Genomic DNA, 21209 nt, shown 5'->3' on the forward strand with positions numbered 1-21209 from the left:
GCGGCGCCCAGGGCGACCAGCGACCGGGAACCCCGCAGCCGGTTGAGGGCGCGGGCCCGGGTCGGGCCGATGCTGCCCACGGGTATGCACAGAATCTCGCTGATCTCCGAGTAGGGGAGCGGCGGGTCCTGGATCAGCAGGGTCAGCAGCCGCCGGTGAATGTCCGACAGTTCGGAGAAGGCCTCGAACAGGGCGTGCCGCCGCTCCCGCTGGGCGAGTTCCTCGTCCCAGTCGAACATCAGCTGCAGCCGCGCCGGGTGAATGGTGTTCCAGTCCTCGATACAGACCACCTTGACCGACGCGCGAATGGCGTTGACGCACTCGTTTCTGGAGGTGGTGGATATCCAGCCGGGCAGTGCGTTCGGCTCACGGAGGTCATGTATTTTCTCCAGCAGGCGGAGCCATACCGTCTGGTGGATGTCGTCGGCGTCCTGCCCTTTCAGGCCGTAACGGAGCGCGATCGACCGGATCAGTGGCGCGAACCGGTCGACCAGTCCGTCCCATCCGTATTGCCGGCCACGGCGGGCGGCCTCGACCAATTCTGCCAACTGGGCGGCTTTCCCCGGTGGGCCGGCGCCCGCGCCCGTGCGTCCGGCCGCATCCCCCTGGGAAATATCGCTGTACGTTCCGGAAGTGACACCTTCGACCACCGCTACTTTCCTTTCCCCCGTCGCACGGTGACGCCTGTACGGATTCTTCCGATATCCCCACCGCCGTATGGATGCCGAGTCCGCCCTCCTCTCGTCGTGGTGTCCCGGCGCCGCGCCATGCCTGATCACAGGCCCGGCGTGGCCAGGGCCTGCGGCGGCTTCGATGTGCCTGGGCGGATTACCGGTACGCCGGATCGGAACCGTGCGCGCCGTTTACGGCCGAGTGCCGCATGCGCACAGTGACCCGGCAACGCCTCATCGTGTTCCCCCCGTTTCCGCGACATCGGCAGACACTGCCCGTCGCCCTTCGCTCCCCCTTCACCTTCAACCTCTTCACACGCGTCGATCAGGTCGGATCGTTGCATGAAGTGCCCATATTTTTCTGGGAAATCCGGTGTTCCCTGTGTAGTTTCCGTGGCCACTGACAGTGCTGTGGCGCCTTCGGCCCGGCCGGTTCGGTGCGTGCGGGAAACGTCCCGCTGCCGGCAAAATCCCGCCGCGCCGGAAGGGCGGTTCGACAGCAGGACAGGCCGGTCCGGGCCGGAAATCGACTGGACGAATCCGGCTCGCCGGGGACCCTGTTCCGGGTGACGGCGCGCACCGGCCCGCGGGCGATGCCGAAGAATCGTCCGCGGTACACCCGCACCCCCGGCGCGGAGCGGTACGGAACGGAATCGCGGCGTCAGCCGACGGGTCGGTTTCCGTTCCCGCGCGCACATCGGTCAGCGGGCCATCACGGCCTCGACAAATCCGGTGGAGTGGCGGGCCCGTACGAAATCCGGTTGTGCCAGCAGCCGCCGCAGCAACGGGATCGTCGTGGCCACCCCGGGCCCCTCGACGACGAATTCCGCCAGCGCCCGGTCGGCGCGCGCGATGGCCTGCTCGCGGGTCGGCGCCCACACGATCACCTTGGCCAGGAGCGAGTCGTAGTCCGGCGGAATCACGTCGCCCTGGCCGAACCCCGAGTCGACCCGCACCCCGGGACCTCCCGGCGGACAGTAGGCGGTCAGCCGGCCGGGGGTGGGGCGGAAGCCGGCCGCGGGGTCCTCGGCGTTGACCCGGCACTCGATGGCGGCGCCGGTCGGCGTGATCCGGTCCTGGGTGATCCCCAGCGGTTCGCCGGCGGCGACGCGGATCTGCTCGCGCACCAGGTCGACACCGGTCAGCAGCTCCGTGACCGGATGTTCCACCTGGATACGGGCGTTGATCTCCATGAAGGTGACGTCGCCCCCGGGGTGGAGGAGGAACTCCATGGTCCCCGCCCCGGTGTAGCCGACGTGCCGGGCCCCGGCCACGGCGTACGCGCCGAGCCGCCGGCGCACCTCTTCGGACAGCAGCGGCGAGGGCGCCTCCTCCACCAGCTTCTGGTTGCGGCGCTGGAGCGAGCAGTCGCGTTCGCCCAGGTGCAGCACCGTGCCGTGGGCGTCGGCCAGGAGCTGGACCTCCACGTGGCGCGGCTCGGGGACCAGGCGTTCCAGATACACCTCGCCGTTGCCGAAGACCTGGCGGGCGAAGGCGGTGGTACGCCGGAACACCTCGCGCAGTTCACCGCGGTCGCGCGCCGACTCGATGCCACGCCCGCCCCCGCCGGCCGCGGCCTTGACGATGACCGGGTAGCCGATCCGCTCGGCCACCTCCTCGGCGTCGGACGGGTCCGTGACCGGGCCGTCGCTGCCCGCCAGCACGGGCAGCCCGGCCGCGGCGAGCAGGGCGCGCACCCGCGCCTTGTCGCCCACGCACTCCATCACCTCCGGCCGTGGCCCGATGAAGACCAGCCCGTGGTCCACACAGATCCGCGCGAAGTCCGCGTCCTCCGAGAGGAATCCGTACCCCGGGTGGACGGCGTCGGCGCCGGTACGCAGCGCGGCCTCGATGATCGCCGGAGGGTAGAGATAGCTGCGCCTGGCCGGTGCGGGCCCGATGTGCACCGCCTCGTCCGCCTGGGCCACGAAGCGCGCGTCACGGTCGGCGGTCGAGTACACCGCGACCGTCGCGATCCCCAGCTCCCGGCAGGTCCGCGCGATACGCAGGGCGATCTCACCGCGGTTGGCGATCAGCACCTTGCCGAAGCTCACGGCTCCTCCGCCCTGATCCGCACCAGCGTCTGGCCGTACTCCACGGACTCGGCGTCGGCCACGACGACCTCGACCACCTCGCCCGCCAGCTCGCTGCCGACCGGGTTCATCAGCTTCATCGCCTCGACGATGCCGACGGTCTGCCCCGCCCGCACCCGCTCCCCGACCTGGACGAACGGCGCGGCTCCCGGCTCCGGCGCCACGTAGAAGGTGCCCACCAGCGGGGCCGTGACCGCGTGCAGCCCCGGATCGCCCGCCTCCTCCGCCACCGGCGGCGGGGCGTCCCGCGCCGTTCCGGGGGCCCAGGAGATGTCCAGCGCGCATTCGCCCGCCCGCAGCGAGAGGCTGGCCAGCGGTCCCGGCACGGTCTTGACGATGTTGCCGGCCTCTTCGCGCAGCAGGCGCATCGCGGCGTGCCGGTCGTCGGTGTGCTCAGTCATCAGTGATCATCCCCAGCGCACGGAACCGTTCGTAGCGGTGCTTGCGCAGCTCGTCCCCGCTCAGCCCGGCCAGTTCGCGAAGCGCCTGCCGGACGGCTGTCTTCAGGTGCTCCGCCGCGGCCGCGGGCGCCGCCTGGGCGCCGCCGGGCGGCTCGGGCACGACGGCGTCGACGATGCCGAGGCGCAGCAGCTCCGGCGCGGTGATCCGCAGGGCCTCGGCCATGCGCGGGCCGTGGGACGGGTCGCCGTACAAGATGGTGGAGCAGCTCTCCGGGCTGATCACCGAGTAGACCGCGTGCCGGAGCATCAGTACGTGGTTGGCCACCGCCAGCGCGAGGGCGCCCCCGCTGCCGCCCTCGCCGATCACGACGGAGACCACCGGTACGGACAGCCGCGACATGCCGGCCAGGCACTCGGCGATCGCCCAGGACTGCCCGCGGTCCTCGGCGCGGACGCCGGGGGCCGCCCCCTGGGTGTCCACGAGCGTGACCACCGGCAGCCCGAGCCGGTCGGCCAGCCGCATCAGCCGCAGCGCCTTGCGGTAGCCCTCGGGGTGGGCCAGCCCGAAGTTCCTGGCGATCAGCTCCCCGGTGTCGTGGCCTTTTTGATGGCCGATGACCATCACCGGACGGCCGTCGAGGAGCGCGGGTCCGCCGACGATCGCCGGATCGTCGCCCTCCAGCCGGTCGCCGTGCAGCTCGACGAAGTCCGTGCACATCCGCCAGATGTGGTCCAGCGTGGTGGGGCGGCGCGGGTCACGGGCCAGGCGCAGTGTCTCGTACGGCGTCAGCGGCCGTGCGGGTTCGTCCGCCGCCCCGCACTCGCCCGCGCGGGCCCGCCCGGGCGAGGTGACGGCCAGGAGCCTGACGAGCAGCGGGCGCAGGGAATCCCTGGTCTCCACCCGGTCGAGCAGACCGCGGCTCTTGAGGTACTCGGCCGTCTGGAAGCCCGGCGGCAGCTCTTCCCGCGTGGCGGCGGCGATCACCCGCGGGCCCGCGAAGCCGATGAGCGCGCCGCGTTCGGCCAGCAGCACATCGCCCAGGGTCGCGAAGGAGGCGGTCACCCCGCCGAAGGTCGGATCGGTCAGCACACAGACGCTGAGCACCCCGGCGTCCCGCAGCGCGCGCATGGCCTGGGCGGTCTTGGCCATCTGCATGAGCGACACCGCGCCCTCCTGCATCCGCGCCCCGCCGGAGGCGACGGCCAGGATCAGCGGGACCCGCTCGCGCAGAGCCAGCTCGCAGGCACGGGTGACCGCCTCGCCGACGGCCGAGCCCATGCTGCCTCCCAGGAAGGCGAAGTCCATCGCCGCCGCCACGACGGGCCGGCCGCCGACGGTGGCGCGGCCGTACAGGACGGCGTCCTGGAGTCCGGTACGGCCGCGTGCCTCGGCCAGCCGCTCGGGGTAGGGGCGCGCGTCCTCGAAGGCGAGCGGGTCGCCGCCGCGTACCTGTGGCGCGCAGGTGAACGAGTCGGGGTCGACGAAGGTGGCGAGCCGTTGCGCGGCGGTGAGCCGTTGGTGGTGCCCGCACTCGGGGCAGACGCGGCGCGAACGCAGCAGCCGCGGCCGGTAGACGAGTGCGGCGCAGTTCCCGCACCGCTCCCAGTCACCGTGCGCGGCGGGCGCGGCGGTAGCCGTCATCGAAGGACTCCTTGATGGTCGGTCAAAGCCGGTGGGATAGGGGGCGGTGCGTGGTGACCGCCCCCGCGCGAGGCCCCTGGGCGCGGTCAGCCCCGCGCCGCCGCCTCGATGGCGTCCTTGATCAGTTTCAGCTGGGTGGCGCTGTTGGTGTTGATGCGGTCGCTCATGCCCGCGTCGTCGAGCGGCGCCCCCGGCTTCATCTCGAAGTCCTGGACCCAGCGCAGCCGTACGCCCCCGTCCGCCCGGACGTACTCCCAGAACAGCGACATGTACTTGAACGGGCCCAGCTCGACCCGGTGCGAGCGCACGGTCCGGCTGTCCGGGTCGGCCGTGCGGTCCGACACCCAGCTCCAGACGACGCCCTGCGGGTCGGGGTGCAGGGAGAGCCGGAACCGTACGGTGTTCCCGTCCCGGCGCAGGACTTCCGCGGCGCTGTACTCGCTGAACAGCCGGGGCCACGACGCGATGTCGTTGGTCATGTCCCATACGAGCTCCATCGGCGCGGCGATGGTGATGGCGTTATCGGTGTGTGCCGACATCTGCGAACCTCACTGTGCTTTCCGGGAGTCGAGCAGGAGGGCGTTGATGTGGTCGACGGCCTGCCGGGGCGTGCGCAGGTGCTCCATCGTCTCGTCCGAGATCTCGATGTCGTACCGGCGCACCAGCTGGGAGACCATCTCGAACCTGGCGAGCGAGTCGTAGCCGAGGTCGCCGAACTCCTCGTCCGCACGGGTCTCGGTCAGTTCGTCGGCGTCGTCCACGCGCAGCAGCGCACGCAGGTCCTCAAGGGTGAAGGCGGCCGTGACGGCGGGCTCTGCCATGGTGTCGTTCTCCTCATCGGTGGATGGTTACGGGGTACGGCCGAGCACGAGCGCGGAGACGAAGCCGCCGTGCCCGCGGGCCAGCACCAGCGCGTGCCGGAGCGCGCACCGCCGCGGTCGGCCGAGTACCAGGTCGAGGCCGTAGGAGGGCGCGACGGCGGTGGTCCCCGCGGTGTGCGGCACGCAGCCGTCCCGCAGGGCGAGCAGCGCCGTGACCACGTCGAGCCCGCCGCCTCCCGCGTAGAGCCGGCCGGTCAGCGCCTTCGGCACGGTCACCGCGACGCCGCCGTCCCCGAACACCTCGCGGATGGCCCTGGCCTCGTCGGCGTCGTCGGCGGGCACGGCCTTGCCGTCGGCGAGGACGACGTCCACGTCCCGCGGCCCGATTCCGGCGTCGTCCAGCGCCCGTTCCACGGTCCGCCGGAGCGCCGACGGCCGGCCGGTCCACGGCGCCGGGTCGAAGCCCGCGGCGTACCCCAGCACGGTGCCGTGGACACGCGCCCCCCGCTCCTTCGCCGTGGCGACGGACTCCACGATCAGCATGGCGCCGCCCTCACCCGCCACGTAGCCGTCGGCGGCGGCGTCGAACGGGCGGTAGGCGCGCTCCGGGTCGTCCGCGGTCGTCAGCCGGCCCGTGGTGAGCTGCGCCGCCAGTCCGTACGGGCACAGGGACGCGTCGCTGCCGCCGACGACGGCGGCCCGCACCTCGTCGTCGACCAGGCGCCGTGCGTGGCCGATGGCGTCCAGGCCGCCCGCCTGCTCGGCACACAGCACCCCGGACGGGCCCTTCGTGCCGTGGCGGATCGAGACCTGGCCGGACGTCGCCGCGTAGAACCAGGCGATGGACTGGTACGGGCTGACCCACGAGGGGCCGTTGCGGTAGAGCCGTTCCATCTCCTTCTGGCCGAACTCCGTACCGCCGGACGAACTCGCCGTGACCACGGCCACCGCGTATTCGGGGAGTTCGGCGGGCTCTATAGCCGCGTCCACGAGCGCGTCCGCCGCCGCGCTCAGGCCCATCTGGGTACCGCGGTCGGTCTCCCGGACGAAGCGGGCGGGCATGGTGCCCCGCGCCACGTAGTCGGTCACCTGACCGGCGATCCGGACCGGGTAGGACGCCGCGTCGAAGCGGCTGACGGGACGGATGCCGCTGCGCCCGGCGACGACCGACGCCCAGTGCTGCTCCGGGCTCAGGCCGGTCGGCGCCACGACGGCCATGCCGGTGATCGCGAGAACACTCATGGGCGCACCGTTCCGGGAGCGGCGAGCACGGTGGCCGTCTGGAACCCGCCGAAGCCGCTGCCGACGCTGAGGATCACGTTCATGCGGTGCTCACGGGCGACCAGCGGGACGTAGTCCAGATCGCATTCCGGGTCGGCCACCTCCAGGTTGGCCGTCGGCGGCACCACCTGGTGCTCCAGCGCGAGGACACAGGCGGCCAGCTCGATCGAGCCGATCGCCCCCAGGGAGTGGCCGATCATCGATTTGATCGAGCTGACCGGCACCCGGCGGGCGTGCTCGCCGAGGCTGTCCTTGAAGGCCGCGGTCTCGTGCCGGTCGTTCTGCCGGGTGCCCGAGCCGTGCGCGTTGACGTAGTCCACGGCCGTGGGGTCGAGCCGGGCCTCGCGCAGGGCGGCGCGGATCGCCTCCGCCATCTCCCGCCCGTCGGGGCGCAGGCCCGTCATGTGGAAGGCGTTGTTGCGCTGCCCGTACCCCACCAGGTCCGCATAGATCCGGGCGCCCCTGGCGCGCGCCCTGCTCTCCTCCTCCAGCACCAGGACGGCGGCGCCCTCCGCGAGGACGATGCCGTCCCGCCTGGCGTCGAAAGGGCGCGAGGCGTGCTCGGGGTCGTCGTTGCGCTGCGAGGTCGCCTTGATCGCGTCGAAGCACGCGTACGTGATGGGGGACAGGGGCGCGTCGGTCGCGCCGGCCACGACCACGTCGGCCGAGTCCTCCTCGATCAGCCGGGCGGCCGTGCCGACGGAGTCCAGCCCCGAGGTGCAGCCGGTGGACACCAGGTGGACCGGGCCCTCCGCGTGGACCTGCCACGCCACCTCGACGGCCAGGGTGCTGGGCACCATGAACCCGTACAGGTGCGGGACGCCGTAGGTGTGGTCGACGAGCCAGCTCCGGCCCTCGTCGGACAGGACCCGGTACTCCTCCTCCAAGGCCATGGTGCAGCCGACCGCGCTGCCGAGGCTGACGCCGACGCGCGCCGGGTCGGTGCCGGAGAGGTCCAGTCCGCTGTCGGCGACCGCCTCCCGGGTGCACGCGACGGCGAACTGGGCGGCCCGGTCCATGCGGCGCACCTCGCGTTCGGTCAGACCCGCCGCGTACGGGTCGAAGTCGACCTCCGCGGCGAGCCGCGACCGGAAGGGCGCCGGGTCGAACAGGGACAGGGTGCGGGTGGCGCTCTGGCCGCCGGCCAGCAGCTTCCAGAACGCGTCCCGCCCGACGCCGCCGGGGGCGAGCACCCCCACGCCGGTGATGACGGCACGCCTCATCAGCGGTCTCCGGCGGAGGGCAGCGGTTCGGTGTCGACGTGTCCGAGGTCGGGGCGCGGCGCCAGCGGCGACAGGTGGAAGATGACGTGTGCCGTCGAGTCCCCCACGTTGGCGAGCCGGTGGCGCTGCCCGATGGGTACCAGGAACGAGTCGTCGGGCCCGAGAGGGAACGGTTCGCCTTCCACCCGCAGCTCCAGGTCGCCCTGGATGACGTGGACGAACTCCTCCGAGTACGGGTGGTAGTGCTCGCTCACGTAGTCGCCGGGCTCCAGCCGCAGCGAGCCGCCGAACCCCGACGTGGCGCCGACGGTCCGCTGGCTGAGGGTCACCCGGATCTCGCCGCCGCGGTTGCGGTTGGGCGCGATGTCGGAACTGTTGATGACTTTCGAGGTGTCTGCCATGGCTGAGGCCCGTTCAGTCGTCGAGGGGATGGCCGATGAGAAGGCGCATGGGGGAGGAGGTGGCGATCGTCTCCGTGAGCCGGAAACCGGACCGCTTGAACAGGTCCTCCAGCTCCTCCGGCGAGCGCTCCCGGCCGCCGCGGAGGACCATCATCTGGAGGTCCAGGAAGGCCGCGCGCTTGTCGCCCGTCATGAGCTGCTCGACCACGACGATCCGGCCGCCGGGACGCAGCGCGCGCCGGCAGGCCTGGAGGATCGAGGAGGCCGACGCGTCGTCCCAGTCGTGCAGCACCCGGTTCAGTACGGCGGTGTCGACCTGCTCCGGCAAGGACGCGCGGTAGTCGCACTCGACCACGTCCAGACGGCCGCTCAGGCCGGCCTCCCGCAGGGCGTCCCGGTACTTCCCGGCGACCGCGGGCCGGTCGAACAGCACCCCGGTCGGCTCCGGGTGAGCGGCGAGGATGTCGAGCAGCAGCGTGCTGTGCCCGCCGCTGACGTCGGCGATCCGTCCGGCGCCGGAGAAGTCGTAGGCGTTCAGGATCGTACGGTTCAGCAGCCGCGACAGGCCCGTCATGGCCTCGTCGAAGAGGCGTCCCGACTCCGGCGACGAGGTGTCCAGGAACTCCAGGAGATCCGTCCCCAGCGCGTGTTCGAGCGCCGGTTCGCCCTGCCGGATCGAGTACTCCAGGTCCGACCACACCCGCCACTGCCAGTCCGAACCGAACAGCCGGGCGACCGCCCCCACGGACCGCGGATGGTCCGCGGCCAGCGCGGCCGACATCGGCGTCTGCTGGAACGTGTCCGCGCCGACCCGGGCGAAGACCCCCACCGTGCTGAGCGCCGACAGCAGCCGGCCCAGCGCCCCCGGGTGGCAGCCGGAGCGCTCGGCGAGCTCGGCGAGCGTACGCGGCTCGTCGCCCAGCAGGTCGGCGATCCCCAGCTGCGCCGCGACCTGCAAGGCGCGCGCGACCCACATCCCGTTCAGCATTTCGAGTACGGCCAGCGGAGCGAAATGGCCCTCGGCGTCGGGCCGTTCGGGCTCCTGCGCCACGGCGTCCTCGCCGTGCGGCGGTATGTTCTGGTTCCCGGCGAAGATGTTCTCCGGGTCGTAGCGCCGCTTCAGCGCGACCAGCCGCTCGTACTTCTCCGGACCGAAGGCGGACCTGATGCGGTTGCCGCCCTCCTTGCCGATGAAGTTGAGGTAGGCGCCGCCGGTGCTGTACGGCTCGATCGCCCGGTGGAACTCACGGGTCCAGGAGATCTGCCGGTCGCTGTCGGCGGGGTCCTCCCACATGGACAGGACGTGCAGGTTGAACGGCGCCTCGCGCTGCCCGAACGCCATCGCGTCGTTGTCGACGCGGGACAGCGCGCCGCCCAGCGGCATGAGGATCGTCTGCGTGAACCGCGAGGGCACGCTCTGGGTGAAGCGCACGATCTGGTCGATCGCCTCGTCCGGCAGCTCGGCGAGGAACTCCGCCTTCCAGTAGTTCTGCAGGCCCTCACGGTTGCCCGGCTCCAGCAGTCCCTGGAGATCGGTGTACGCGATGGGCGCCACCATGTCGTTCACCGGCGGCCCGAACTCGCGCATCGGCCGGAGCACCTCCTCGCCCTCCTCGACGGGGCCGAAGTACGCCAGGACCGCGCCCACCACGGGCTTGCCCCGCGCGAACTCGGGCACGAACGGCTCGTCCGGCGCCGAGATGAAGGCGAGCCCCGCCCCGACCTCGTCGGGTGCCGTCGCCATGAAGTCGCGGAAGTGCTGGACGAGTTCGTTGACCCGGAACGGCGGGTACATCACGAGACCGCCGAGCACCTGCGGCCCCACGGGATGCAGCTGGAACTCGAACCTGGTGACCACGCCGAAGTTCCCGCCCCCGCCGCGCACACCCCAGAACAGCTCCGGGTTCTCCTCCTGCGACGCCGTACGCAGCTCGCCGTCCGCCGTGACGATCTCGACGGACAGCAGCGAGTCGCAGGTCAGACCGGCCTTGCGTTCCAGCCAGCCGCTCCCGCTGCCGAGGGTCAGCCCGGCCACCCCGGTGCCGCGGATCCTTCCTCCCGTCACGGCCAGGCCGAACTTCTGGGCGGCGGCGTCGAACTCGCCCCAGTTCGCCCCGGCCTGCACGAACGCCCGCCGGCGCTCGGGGTCGACCGTGATCGCGTTCATCGGCCGCAGGTCCAGGCACACCGCGTCGTCGAGGACGGCGTCGCCGGTCACGCCGTGGCCACCGGCCCGTACGGACAGCGGCAGGTTCTGTTCCCTGGCGTAGGCGATTCCCACGGTCACGTCGGACGGCGCGGCACAGCGCAGGATAAGGCGCGGCCGGCGGTCGATCATTCCGTTGAATACCCGCCGGTACTCGTCGTAGTGCTGGTCACCGGGCCTGACAACGCTCCCTTGTACACGCTCGTCGAGAGTCGACTCGGCAGAAGGCATGGCTCTCCCTGGGACGGATGACTTCGTGGGCGAAGAACGTGGATGTCCTTCAGACGAGTGCCGCCGCCGCGTGATACATGAGCGCCCCGCGAATGTTTTTCCGGCGGATCAGGTATCTCCGGTGCCGCCGCGCCGTCTGCAGTGCATGTCCGCCACGCCGAGCTCCCGGAACAACGCGCACACAGCCGGGCAGCGCCTGGACCCCGACGATCCCGCGTACGCGGGCCAGGCCGCCTACACACCGTTCTTCCTGCGGTACATCTACGACCCGCTCGTCATTCGAATCCAGAATCGATTCACCTGGCGGTGCCCCAGCAAGAACATCCTCGACCTCTACCGCCGGAACGTCTCCGAGAACCACCTCGATGCCGGCCCCGGCACCGGCTGGTACCTCCGCAAATGCCGATTCCCCGGCACGCGTCCGGGAATTCACCTGCTGGATGTCAACTCCGACGTCCTCAGCCGGGCGGCCGAGCGGATCGCCCGGCACGAACCACGGTGCGTCCAGGCCGATCTGCTCAAACCCCTCCCGCTGGACAAGGAGCGGTTCGACTCGGTAGCCCTGGTCCACGTCCTGCACTGCCTGCCGGGGGACATACCCGAGAAGGCGCAGGTCCTCGACCATCTGGCGCCCCTGCTCCGGCCGGGCGGCAAGCTGTTCGGCTCGACCATCCTGAGCCGGGGAGTGCCGCAGACCAAACTGTCACGGTCCCAACTCGGCTATATGAACCAGCTGGGCGTCTTCGCCAACGAGCAGGACTCCCTGGGGGATCTCGACAACGCGCTGAAAGAGCGGTTCGACCGTTACGAGCTCCACACCCGCGGCAATGTCGCACTGTTCTCGATCACGGTGTGAGACGGCGCCCGATCGCCGCTCCACCCACCTCAGGAAAGAGACGGAAGATGGCTGTTCGCATGATGCTGTTCTCGACCGTCGACACGGAGCGGGAGGAGGAGTTCGAAAAGGCCTTCGGCAAGGTACGCGAACACGTCGCGACCGTACCGGGGCATATCAGGGACGAACTCCTGCGCCTTGACGACTCGCCCGGCTCCTACGTCCTGGTCAGCGACTGGGAAGACCGCGAGAAGTTCACCACCTGGCTTCGGTCCGCCACCCACGAAACCATGACGGCGGACATGCGGCCGTACTTCACCCGGCCCAGCGAGATGCGGTTCTACACCCTTCGCGTACCCCAGCAGTGAGGCGGTCCCCATGCGCCTGGTCGACCTGAGCATGATGATAACGCAGGACCCGAACGACCCGAATGTCCGCGGCATCGAACGCTGGACGCACGAGAGCGGACCGGGCCGTATCGGGAAGGTGATGGCCGAATTCATCGGGACCGTCGCCGAGAAACAGGGAATATCGCCGGTGCCCGTCCTCGATCAGCACGCCTTTCCGGACGGCGTGTTCATGAGCAACGAGGTCGTCACCCTGACCGTGCACGGGGGCACGCACCTGGACGCGCCGTTCCACTACGGCCCCACCTCGGAGGGCCGGCCCGCGAAGACGATCGAGGAAGTCCCGCTCGCCTGGTGCTGCGGACCGGGCGTCCGCCTGTCGTTCCGCGACAAGGGGGCGCTGGAGGTCATCACCCGGGACGACGTGGAGCGCGAACTCGACCGCGTCGGCCACCGGCTGCGGCCGGGGGACGTGGTCCTCGTCGAGACCGGCTGGAGCGAACGCTGGCCGGACACCGCCTACTTCACCGAACACCCGGCGCTGACCCCCGAGGCCATCGAGCTGATCGTCGACCACGGCGTCAAGCTCATCGGCATCGACACCAGCGGCTTCGACCTGCCCACCCGCACGATGGTCGAGCGGTTCGTCACGACGGGGGACACGAAGCACCTGTGGCCCTGCCACATGTTCGGCCGCGAACGTGAATACCTGCAGATCGAGCGGATGGCCGGACTGGACGGGCTGCCGGGCCCCACCGGATTCACCGTCTTCTGCGCACCCGTCCGGGTCGCCGGCGCGGGAGCGGGCTGGGCCCGCCCCTTCGCCCTGGTCGAAGCATGACCGGCGCACCGCATCAGCGTTCGTCAGGAGACGCCGTGACCGCCACCATCGCCACCCTCCGCACCGACTACGTCGAGGTCGCGGACACCACGTTCCTGTTCTGCCGGCACGCCGGCGACCCGACCGCCGGGCCGCCGGTGCTGCTCCTGCACGGCAACCGGGACAACCACACCCACTACGCCGAAGTGCAGGAACTGCTCCAGGACCGCTGGCACACCGCCGCGGTGGACTTCCGGGGACACGGGCTGTCGTCCCCCCTCGACCGCACGCCGAGCCCCGAGCTGCTGGCCGAGGACGTACGGGAGATCACCGAGCACTACGGGTGGGAACGGGTCGTCCTCGTCGGCCACTCCCTCGGTTCGGCCACCGCCATGACGTTCGCCGACCGCTGGCCCGAGCGGGTCGCCGCGCTGGTCCTCATGGGTACGGCGGCGACCTTCCGGCTCCCGTTCCGCCGGCCCGAGACCCCGGTCACGCGTGAGACGTTCCCCGACTTCGTGCGCGAGGCCAACGCACGGGCCCGTCCGGTGTTCTTCCACGAACGGCACCCGGACACCGCGCGGCGGGTCTGCGCCGCCTGGTCGACCGTACCGTTCGAGACCCACCGGCAGCTGATGACGCTGGTCCATCCCGACCTGCGCGACCTCGTCCGGCGGCTGACCGTTCCCACCCTCGTCGTCGCGGGCGAGCACGACCGCTGTACGCCGCCGGAGCAGGCGGTGTGGATTCACGAGAACCACCAGGACGCGGAACTGGCCGTGATCTCCGACACCGCGCACTTCATGTACGTGGAGGACGCGCCCGCGGTGGCCAGCGCGATCGACGCGTTCCTGACGGACCCGAAGCCGGGCCACTGCCGGGTGTATCAGGGGGGCCGGCAGCCGCGTCCGACGGAGTGAGAACGGCACAAAGGGGTGCAAAGACCTCTGCCGGGCGTGGGCCCCGCCCCGCCCCGCGGAGCGCCGCCCACCCTCCTCATGCCCCGCCCCACCTTCCGGAGAGAGGCCACGTGAACGTACTACAGATGATCAAGGGAATCCTCGGCACCGACCTCCTCGTCGACGTGCCCCCGGACCGGATGCGACTCGACGACAGCCTGCGCGACGTCTACGGCCTCGACTCGCTCGGCTACAGCGAACTGCGCGTCCGCTGCGAGCAGGTCTTCGGCATCACCGTCGACGACGACCACTTCTCGCCCGAGCACTTCTCCACGCTCGGCGGGGTCCAGGAGCTGGTGGAGCGGCTGCTGAAGGACAAGGAGACCGTGGGCTGACGCGCCGCCCGCGGCGCACCCGTACGCGCCGCCCGGCATCCGACCTCTACCGCAAGGGAACGCCACAGATGCACCTTCAGACGGAGTCACCGCAGGCGGAATCGGAGCAGGACGCGGCGGGCGCGGTGGCCGAGCGCCCGCCCTCCGCCGAGCGCACGCCCTCCGCCGCACGCCCGCCCTCCGCCGACCGTACGCTCGGCTTCACCGAGATCAAGAAGTGGCTGCGCCACCGGCACCCGATGATCTACATCGACCGGATCGTCGACCACGAACCCGGCGTGTTCATCAAGAGCCTGCTGTCCGTCTCCGGCAACCTCGAAGCGATCGCGGGGCACTTCCCCGAGCGCGCCGTCTTCCCCGGCAGCCACCTCATGCAGGCGTTCGCGCAGACCGGCATCATCCTCTACCAGCTGAGCACCAGCCCGCTCGCCGAGGACGAGCTGACCCTGATCGGCTCCGTCACCTCGCGCTTCACCAAACCGGTCGTCCCCGGCGACCAGGTCGTCTTCGACGTCCGCGTCGACGGCCTGCGCGGCAACGTCTGCTTCTTCTCGTGCCACGCGACCGTCGACGGCGCCCGGGTCGCCACCTTCAAAGGCAGCCTTGTGCGGACCAAGGTCGCCGAGATGGGGCGGCAGTTGTGGTGAACGTGCCCGTGGTCGTCACCGGCATGGCGTGGACCACCCCGCTCGGTGATGGGCTCGACGACGTGTGGCGCCTGCTGTGCGCGGGCGCCACCGGCGTCGTTCCGGTCGACTCGCCGCACCGGGTGCGCACCCCGCTGGCCGCGCCGGTGCCGTCTGCGCCGTACGGGTCGGCCACTCCCGAAGAGCGGCAGATCGCGCTGGCCACCCGGACGCTGACCGCGGCCTTCTCCGACGCCGGACTGGCGGCCGACGACCCTCGCGTCACCCTCGTACTCGGCACCAGCTTCGGCGGGCAGCTCGACGCGGAACAGGAACCGGAACGGCACTGGACCCGCGAGGTCGCGGACCGGCTCGGGCACCCCGGCGCCCCGCTGTGCGTCACGACCGCGTGCTCGGCCGGAGCGGACAGCCTGCTGGTCGCCGAAGCGCTGATCCGCGGCGGCCACGCCCGGATCTGCGTGGCGGGCGGCGCGGACGTACTGAGCGAGGCCAAACGGCTCGGGCATACGGCGCTCGGCACGATGAGCCCCACCGGCCTGCGCGCCTTCGACGCGGCCCACGACGGACTGGTGCTCGGTGAGGGCGCCGGGTTCCTGGTCCTGGAGGCGCGGGAGACGGCGCGTGCCCGCGGCGCGCGCGTCCACGCCCGCCTGGACGGCGCCGGCTCCGCCAACGACGCCGCCGGCCTGACCGTCCCGGACCCCACGGGGGACAGCGTCGTCGCCGCGGTACGCCGGTGCGCGGGCGGCATCGAGGACATCGGCGTGGTGTGCGCCCACGGCACCGGCACACCCGTCAACGACGAGGTCGAGTCGGCCACCCTGCGCCGGCTGTTCGCCGACGCCCGGCGATCCCCGGTCGTCTTCGGCACGAAGGGCGCCCTGGGACACAGCCTCGGCGCCACCGGAGCGATCGAGGCGATCGCCACCGTGCAGGCGCTGCGCCACCGCGCGACGCCGCCCGTCGCGGGGCTCGAAACGCCGATGCCCGGCTTCCCGCTGCGGCTGTCCGACGGCACGGCGCCGGACGTGTCCGGCAGGGCGGGCCTCAGCCTGACTCTGGGATTCGGCGGCTTCAACACGTGCCTGCGGTTCTCGTACGGGGAAGTGGGGGACGCAGGGGAGGAGGCCGCAGGGGAAGGACCCGACGGACCCGGACCCGGCCGTACGACCTCCATCGGCCACGGCGCGGTCACCGTCGACGACCCCGCCACCTGCTCCGCCAACCGCCCCTCCTTCTACGCCGATCCCGTGGCCTGGCTGGTCACCGCCGCCGTCGAAGCCGCCCTCGACGAGAGCGGACGCCGCGAGGAAGTGCTCGCGGCCCGGAACGCCGTGGGAGTCGTCGTGCTCACCGGCACCCGGCCCCTGCCGACGTCCAGGCTTCTCGCGGCACAGGCGGCCGACGGCCGGACCTCGCCCCTGCGCTTCGCCGGCGCCAACCCGGGCATCCTCGCGGGACTCACCTGCATCCGATGGGGACTGCGCGGACCGTCGCTGGTCCTCGCCGCCGCCGAGGACAGCGCCGTCGACGCCGCGCTGACCGTCGCGGACGCGTGGCTGCGCTCCGGTCACACCCGCTACGTGATCGGCGTACGGCACCAGGTACGCGCCGACGGCCGCCACACCGCCGCCTGCGCCGTACTGGGCGCCTCCGCGGAGCCGGGCGCCGACCCCCGCGCCTTCCTGACCGCCCCGGGCACGTCCGTCACCACGCCGGCATGAGAGGACCACTGCGAATGCCCGCCACAGACCGCGAGCCGTCGCTCGACGCGAAGCTGGTCGCCGATTTCCTGGGCCGGGCGGCCGACGCGGACACCCGGCCCTGCCGGGACACGCTCGACGACACGCTCAAGGACCTCGCAGGGCTCGGCCTGGCACCGGGCAACGCCGTCATCATCGCCCTCTCCAACTCCACCCGCACCGTCCGCCTGTACCTCGCCGCTCTCCTGCTCGGCCTCGTCCCGCTGGCCATCGCCCCCAGAACCCCGCCCGTCCGGATACGGCGGCTCGCGGCGACGCTGGGGGTGCGGGCCCTGCTGGCCGCCAGGGTGGCCCCCGAGCGGTACGGCGCGGCCGGCACCCGGACCGTCGGCGGCGCGGAGGCGGTGCTGCTCGGCGACGACGGCCCGCCGCCGTACCGTCCGGGGCGGGTCCTGATGTCGACATCCGGCACGTCGGGGGCGTTCAGCGCCTGCCTGCACCGCGTCGGCGCACTCCTGCGCAACGCCCGCCGCCACGCCGCCGCGGTCGGCCTGACGGCCGACGACACCGTGCTGGTCAACCTGCCGCTGTACTACTCCTACGCGATGGTCGCCCAGGTGCTGGCCGCCTGCGTCTCGGGCGCCCGGATCGTCGTCACCGGCCCGCCCTTCACCCCGGCCGGATACGCGTCGGCCGTCACCGCCCACGGCGTCACGCACTCCTCGATCACCCCGGAACTCGCCCGCAGACTCCTGGCGTTGGACCCCGCGTCGGCGGCAGGGCCGCACACCCTCACCATCGGCGGCGACCACCTGCACCCGGCGCAGGTCGCACGGCTGCTCGCGGCCAGGCCGCACGGCGAGCTGTACCTGACCTACGGCCTCACCGAGGCGGGCCCCCGCGTCCTGACCCTCGCGGCCCACGCCGAACCGCCCCACCGGCACGCCTCCGCCGGACTGCCCCTCCCGGGAATGCGGACGTCCCTGCGCGAGGACACCGGCGAACTCCTCGTGGCATCCGACACCGTCCTGGAACGGAAGATCGGCGGCGCACCGGCCGAACGCACCCTGATCGCCCCCGGCCGCATCGCCACCGGCGACGTCTTCACCCTCGACGGCGACGGCTACCACTACTTCCGCGGCCGGCTATCCGACTTCACCGTCATCCGCGGCGAGAAGGTCTCGCTCAGCGGCCTGCGCCGGACCGTGCACACCATCGACGGGGTCATCCGCTGCGTACCCCGGCTGAACCGGCACGCGGACGGCGAGAGCGCCCTCGACCTGGAGATCGCGGTCACCGACCCCGGCCCGGCCACCGAAGCGAGAATCCGCGGCGAACTCGACTCCCTCCTCCTCCCCGCCGAACGCCCCCGCTCTGTACGGATCACCGCCACCGTCCCCGAGGACTTCCGCAAGTGAGGAGGCGGGCACGGCGGCTCCGACCAGGCTTCAGACCGCCGCGCCGGGGAGTTGGGCACGTACGGTCCGCCGGAGCCGGTCCCCGATGTGGCGGATCAGGTGTTCCAGGTCCGCGCAGTAGACCGACGGATGGCCGAAGCCCGAGCCGTCCAGGTAGCGGTCGGTGTATCTGCCGCCGCCGCAGACGGCGACGACGGGGCAGTGCCGGCAGCTGTCGCAGAGCGTGTCCCGTGCCCGCGTCTGGGCGGCCACGGTGTGCGGGTGGTTCAGGGCCGCCTCGAAGTCGTGCTGGAAGACGTTCATTCCCAGGTCCGGCGCGCCCGCGTAGGCGGTCTTGAGGGAATCGAGGCGCTGGATGGAACCGTCGGTGTCGACCACCACCACGGCCAGCGGAGACAGCCCCACCGTCTCGGTCCTGCTCGCCGCCCCCAGCAGCAGCGCCACGATCTCCTGGAACAGGCGTACGGGTACGGGCGGGCGGCCCGGGGGCGTGTCCCACCACAGGTCGAAGACGCGGGTCAGCCACTCCCCGTAGGGGACGGCACGCGCTGCCCGGCCCGTGGGAGTGGCGAACGGGCCGAGTCCTGGCGGCGGATCGCTCCAATTCCCGTAGGGGAGCAGGAAGTCGAGGGTGGTCGGGCGCAGCGCGAGCAGTGAGCGGTAGAGCTCCGCGGGGTCGGTGTGCACGTCGATGGTGCACAGGATGCCCCCGTAGGAGTCCGGGGCGCCGGCCAGCAGGCCGGCCGCACGCCGTACCGCGGGCCAGGAGGACCGGCCGGCGTGGTCGACGCGCCGGTGGTTGAGCCGCGCGCTGCCGCCGTCGAGGCTCAGCCCGACGGTGATGCCGGCCGCGCCGAGCCGCTTCAGGGTGCCCGGGGTGAGCAGCGTGCCGTTGGTCTGGACGGAGACGGCCGCCGCGCAGTCCCCGGGCAGGGCGTCCCGTACGGTCTGCGCGTAGTCGATCGGCAGGGCGGGGCCGGACAGGAGGGGCTCCCCGCCGTGCAGATCGACGCGTATCGAGCGCATTCCGTGTGCGGTGACGTGCTCGGCGATCCGTCCCGCTGTGCGGCGCATGGTGTCCCGGGAGACCCGGACCGGACGGTGGTGCCAGCTCTGGTCGGGGCCTTCGTAGACGTAGCAGTAGGTGCACGCGAGGTTGCATCTGCTGTGCACCTTGAGCACGAACTGCCGGAAGGGGACGGGGCGGACCGCCTCACTCATGCAGGAGGCGCGTCGTCGTAGAAGGCGACGGTGTCCGGGTCGTCCAGGCGTTCGCGTACGCCGGGCAGCAGCGTGCTCAGCACCGGGTGTTCCGTGTGAGCCGCCAGTTCGCCGAGCGGCAGGGCGGTGAAGTCGGGAAGCCGCGCAGCACCGGTCTCAGCGGGCAGATTCGTCTGGGTCATGCCAACGCCTCCCTCACTCGTCGGTCCTTCTCAGACTTGCACGAGTCGGCGGCGAAGCCATCGCGTCGTTCCGGCCAACACCCGCGGGCGGGCGAGGCGGACGCCGGGCCCCGTCCCGGCGCATGAACGACTTCCGGTGCCCTGTACATAGAATTCGGAAATCTGTGTCCGTATCCCCATGAGGCACGGACCGAACCAGGAAGAGGAGGAGGTCGCGTGCGACGGCTCATAGTGTCGTTCGCCGCGCTGTGCGGGCTGCTCACCTGCGCCGCGGCCCTGCCCGTGACACAGGCGCGGGCCGCCGACACCGCCGACACCGCGGACACCGCGAGGTCGGCGGGGCAGCGGTGGGCCCTGAAGTCCCAGGCCAACGGCGCGTACGTCACCGTCGAGGCCAACGGCAGCGGCAACCAGCAGGGCAAGCTGCGGGCCCATGGCGACACCGCCGGGCCCCTGCAGCAGTTCACGCTGCACACCGGCGACAAGGGCGGCACGGTGAGCCTGCGGTCCGATGCGACCGGACTGTTCGTCAGCGCCGAGATCAAGGACGCGGGGAGCCACAGCGGAATGCTGCGCACCCGCGGTACCAGGATCGGTACGTGGGAGAAGTTCCAGCTGGTGCCGCAGGCTGACGGAACGTTCGCTCTGAAATCCGGGGCGAACGACACATACGTCAGCGCGGAGATCAACGGCACCGGCGCCGACCAGGGCCTGCTGCGGGCCCGCTCCGACCGTGTCGGCGCGTGGGAGCGTTTCGCTTTCGAGCGGGTGGACAGCGCAAGCGTGCTTCCGGCCCCCGCGGCTCCTCGCGCGGAGCAGTTCCACGTCATGACGTGGAATGTCTGCGGCAACAACAATACGCAGTGCGCAAACGCGCACACGGGTGCCGACAAACTGACGGCCGAGCTGGTTTCCCGGCTGCGGCCCACCGCGGACGGGCCACTGCCGGACGCGGTGTTCCTCCAGGAATTCTGCGAAAAGCACACCAAGCCGGTGGAACAGAAACTTGAGCAGGCGACCGGCCGCGGCTGGAACGTGTTCTTCGCCCCCATCCACTACAACGCGGGCCCGCTCAAGGCCCAGAAGCAGTGCGACACGGCGGGCGACGTGGACCGCGGGGCATACGGCATCGGGCTTGCCGTGCCGGACGAGAGCTCCTGGTTCCGGCGATACGACCTGACCTCCCCGGACACCAACTTGCGGGGGGACAGGACGGAGCAGCGCACCGCCCTGTGCGCCGCGCTCCCGAGCCGGGCGCTGCTGCTGTGCACCACGCACTTCAGCGCGGGCGGACCCGCGTACGACGACGCGGACGGAAGCTACCGTCGCGCCCAGGCCGCCGAACTGCTGCGGACCGTAGAGCAGCCCGGATACCGCGCCGTCTTCGGCGGGGACTTCAACGTGGTCCCGCCGGACGCCGCCAAGGGGGAATCCCGGGACGTGCTGGAGCCCGTGTACGCGAAATACCGGGAGTGCGCGCAGCTCGGAGATTCCGGCGCGCCGCGCGACGGCCGGGCGACCATACGCGACATGAAGATCGACTACATCTTCGCCCCGAAGAACGCGCCCTTCACGGCCTGTTCCCTTTCCCCGCGGGCCGAACCCTCCGACCATCACACGCTTTATGGAACCGTCTCCCTGCCGGGAGTCTGACGGCAGCCCGACGGCTGTACGGCGGTGTGGTGGGGGGGGGGCTGCCCCGCCCCCCCCCCCCCCACGAAACAGACGTGCGCCGACAAAAAAAAACAAAACAGCCCAAACAGCCGCTACTT

Annotated in this window: 21 protein-coding genes; 9 read left to right on the forward strand and 12 right to left on the reverse strand. The window is 71.6% G+C overall.

Features of this window, described 5'->3' with window-relative positions:
- The 10 genes from ACFV57_RS40925 to ACFV57_RS40970 all read right to left on the reverse strand — a co-directional run.
- A partial coding sequence (locus ACFV57_RS40925) for an RNA polymerase sigma factor (protein ID WP_385243810.1) occupies positions 1 to 650 on the reverse strand: 650 nt, incomplete at its 3' end.
- A gap of 722 nt (positions 651 to 1372) precedes the next feature.
- Positions 1373 to 2725, reverse strand: coding sequence for an acetyl/propionyl/methylcrotonyl-CoA carboxylase subunit alpha (locus tag ACFV57_RS40930; RefSeq protein ID WP_385243813.1), 1353 nt, complete (start codon positions 2723 to 2725; stop codon positions 1373 to 1375).
- Positions 2722 to 3165, reverse strand: coding sequence for an acetyl-CoA carboxylase biotin carboxyl carrier protein (locus ACFV57_RS40935; RefSeq protein WP_385243815.1), 444 nt, complete (start codon positions 3163 to 3165; stop codon positions 2722 to 2724). Before ACFV57_RS40935 ends, ACFV57_RS40930 begins: the two co-directional genes overlap by 4 nt.
- Positions 3158 to 4807, reverse strand: coding sequence for an acetyl-CoA carboxylase carboxyltransferase subunit alpha (locus ACFV57_RS40940; RefSeq protein WP_385243818.1), 1650 nt, complete (start codon positions 4805 to 4807; stop codon positions 3158 to 3160). The genes ACFV57_RS40935 and ACFV57_RS40940 overlap by 8 nt, the downstream gene beginning before the upstream one ends.
- A gap of 86 nt (positions 4808 to 4893) precedes the next feature.
- Entirely contained in the window at positions 4894 to 5346 is a 453-nt protein-coding gene (locus ACFV57_RS40945; RefSeq protein WP_385243821.1) for an SRPBCC family protein, read from the reverse strand.
- Positions 5347 to 5355: 9 nt separating this feature from the next.
- A complete protein-coding gene (locus tag ACFV57_RS40950) occupies positions 5356 to 5628 on the reverse strand; it encodes an acyl carrier protein (protein WP_385243824.1) in 273 nt (90 codons plus the stop codon).
- A gap of 27 nt (positions 5629 to 5655) precedes the next feature.
- Positions 5656 to 6870: a ketosynthase chain-length factor gene (locus ACFV57_RS40955; protein WP_385243827.1), complete on the reverse strand. Its 1215-nt coding sequence runs from the start codon at positions 6868 to 6870 to the stop codon at positions 5656 to 5658.
- Positions 6867 to 8132: a beta-ketoacyl-[acyl-carrier-protein] synthase family protein gene (locus ACFV57_RS40960; RefSeq protein WP_385243830.1), complete on the reverse strand. Its 1266-nt coding sequence runs from the start codon at positions 8130 to 8132 to the stop codon at positions 6867 to 6869. The genes ACFV57_RS40955 and ACFV57_RS40960 overlap by 4 nt, the downstream gene beginning before the upstream one ends.
- Positions 8132 to 8533, reverse strand: coding sequence for a cupin domain-containing protein (locus tag ACFV57_RS40965; RefSeq protein WP_385243833.1), 402 nt, complete (start codon positions 8531 to 8533; stop codon positions 8132 to 8134). The genes ACFV57_RS40960 and ACFV57_RS40965 overlap by 1 nt, the downstream gene beginning before the upstream one ends.
- Positions 8534 to 8546: 13 nt before the next feature.
- Positions 8547 to 10970, reverse strand: coding sequence for a methyltransferase (locus tag ACFV57_RS40970; protein WP_385243836.1), 2424 nt, complete (start codon positions 10968 to 10970; stop codon positions 8547 to 8549).
- Positions 10971 to 11115: 145 nt separating this feature from the next.
- Here ACFV57_RS40970 and ACFV57_RS40975 point away from each other — a divergent pair, with 145 nt between their 5' ends.
- From ACFV57_RS40975 to ACFV57_RS41010, 8 genes are all read left to right on the forward strand, one after another.
- On the forward strand, positions 11116 to 11826 hold the full coding sequence (locus tag ACFV57_RS40975) for a class I SAM-dependent methyltransferase (RefSeq protein ID WP_385243839.1): 711 nt from the start codon (positions 11116 to 11118) through the stop codon (positions 11824 to 11826).
- 47 nt (positions 11827 to 11873) lie between these two features.
- Positions 11874 to 12173: an antibiotic biosynthesis monooxygenase family protein gene (locus tag ACFV57_RS40980; RefSeq protein WP_385243842.1), complete on the forward strand. Its 300-nt coding sequence runs from the start codon at positions 11874 to 11876 to the stop codon at positions 12171 to 12173.
- Between the two features lie 10 nt (positions 12174 to 12183).
- Positions 12184 to 12993, forward strand: coding sequence for a cyclase family protein (locus ACFV57_RS40985; RefSeq protein ID WP_385243845.1), 810 nt, complete (start codon positions 12184 to 12186; stop codon positions 12991 to 12993).
- A 35-nt stretch (positions 12994 to 13028) separates the two neighbouring features.
- The gene (locus ACFV57_RS40990) at positions 13029 to 13892 is read left to right on the forward strand and encodes an alpha/beta fold hydrolase (RefSeq protein WP_385243847.1); all 864 of its coding nucleotides are present in this window, start codon (positions 13029 to 13031) and stop codon (positions 13890 to 13892) included.
- A gap of 110 nt (positions 13893 to 14002) precedes the next feature.
- On the forward strand, positions 14003 to 14266 hold the full coding sequence (locus tag ACFV57_RS40995; protein ID WP_385243850.1) for an acyl carrier protein: 264 nt from the start codon (positions 14003 to 14005) through the stop codon (positions 14264 to 14266).
- A gap of 68 nt (positions 14267 to 14334) precedes the next feature.
- The gene (locus ACFV57_RS41000) at positions 14335 to 14913 is read left to right on the forward strand and encodes a 3-hydroxyacyl-ACP dehydratase FabZ family protein (RefSeq protein WP_385243853.1); all 579 of its coding nucleotides are present in this window, start codon (positions 14335 to 14337) and stop codon (positions 14911 to 14913) included.
- Positions 14907 to 16637 (forward strand): beta-ketoacyl-[acyl-carrier-protein] synthase family protein, encoded by a 1731-nt coding sequence (locus tag ACFV57_RS41005; RefSeq protein WP_385243856.1) that lies wholly within the window; start codon positions 14907 to 14909, stop codon positions 16635 to 16637. Before ACFV57_RS41000 ends, ACFV57_RS41005 begins: the two co-directional genes overlap by 7 nt.
- Positions 16638 to 16651: 14 nt before the next feature.
- The gene (locus ACFV57_RS41010; RefSeq protein WP_385243859.1) at positions 16652 to 18034 is read left to right on the forward strand and encodes a class I adenylate-forming enzyme family protein; all 1383 of its coding nucleotides are present in this window, start codon (positions 16652 to 16654) and stop codon (positions 18032 to 18034) included.
- Between the two features lie 30 nt (positions 18035 to 18064).
- Here the strand turns inward: ACFV57_RS41010 and ACFV57_RS41015 are convergent, their stop codons facing one another.
- Together ACFV57_RS41015 and ACFV57_RS41020 are read right to left on the reverse strand one after the other, a co-directional pair.
- A complete protein-coding gene (locus ACFV57_RS41015) occupies positions 18065 to 19255 on the reverse strand; it encodes an FxsB family cyclophane-forming radical SAM/SPASM peptide maturase (RefSeq protein WP_385243862.1) in 1191 nt (396 codons plus the stop codon).
- Complete coding sequence (locus ACFV57_RS41020) at positions 19252 to 19437, reverse strand: YxD-tail cyclophane-containing RiPP peptide (RefSeq protein WP_385243865.1); 186 nt, start codon at positions 19435 to 19437, stop codon at positions 19252 to 19254. The genes ACFV57_RS41015 and ACFV57_RS41020 overlap by 4 nt, the downstream gene beginning before the upstream one ends.
- Positions 19438 to 19653: 216 nt before the next feature.
- Between ACFV57_RS41020 and ACFV57_RS41025 the strand changes: the two genes are divergently transcribed.
- Positions 19654 to 21090, forward strand: coding sequence for an endonuclease/exonuclease/phosphatase family protein (locus ACFV57_RS41025; RefSeq protein WP_385243868.1), 1437 nt, complete (start codon positions 19654 to 19656; stop codon positions 21088 to 21090).
- The last annotated feature ends 119 nt before the right edge of the window (positions 21091 to 21209 follow it).

The organism is Streptomyces sp. NPDC059788, from assembly GCF_042732265.1.
Lineage (GTDB): Bacteria > Actinomycetota > Actinomycetes > Streptomycetales > Streptomycetaceae > Streptomyces.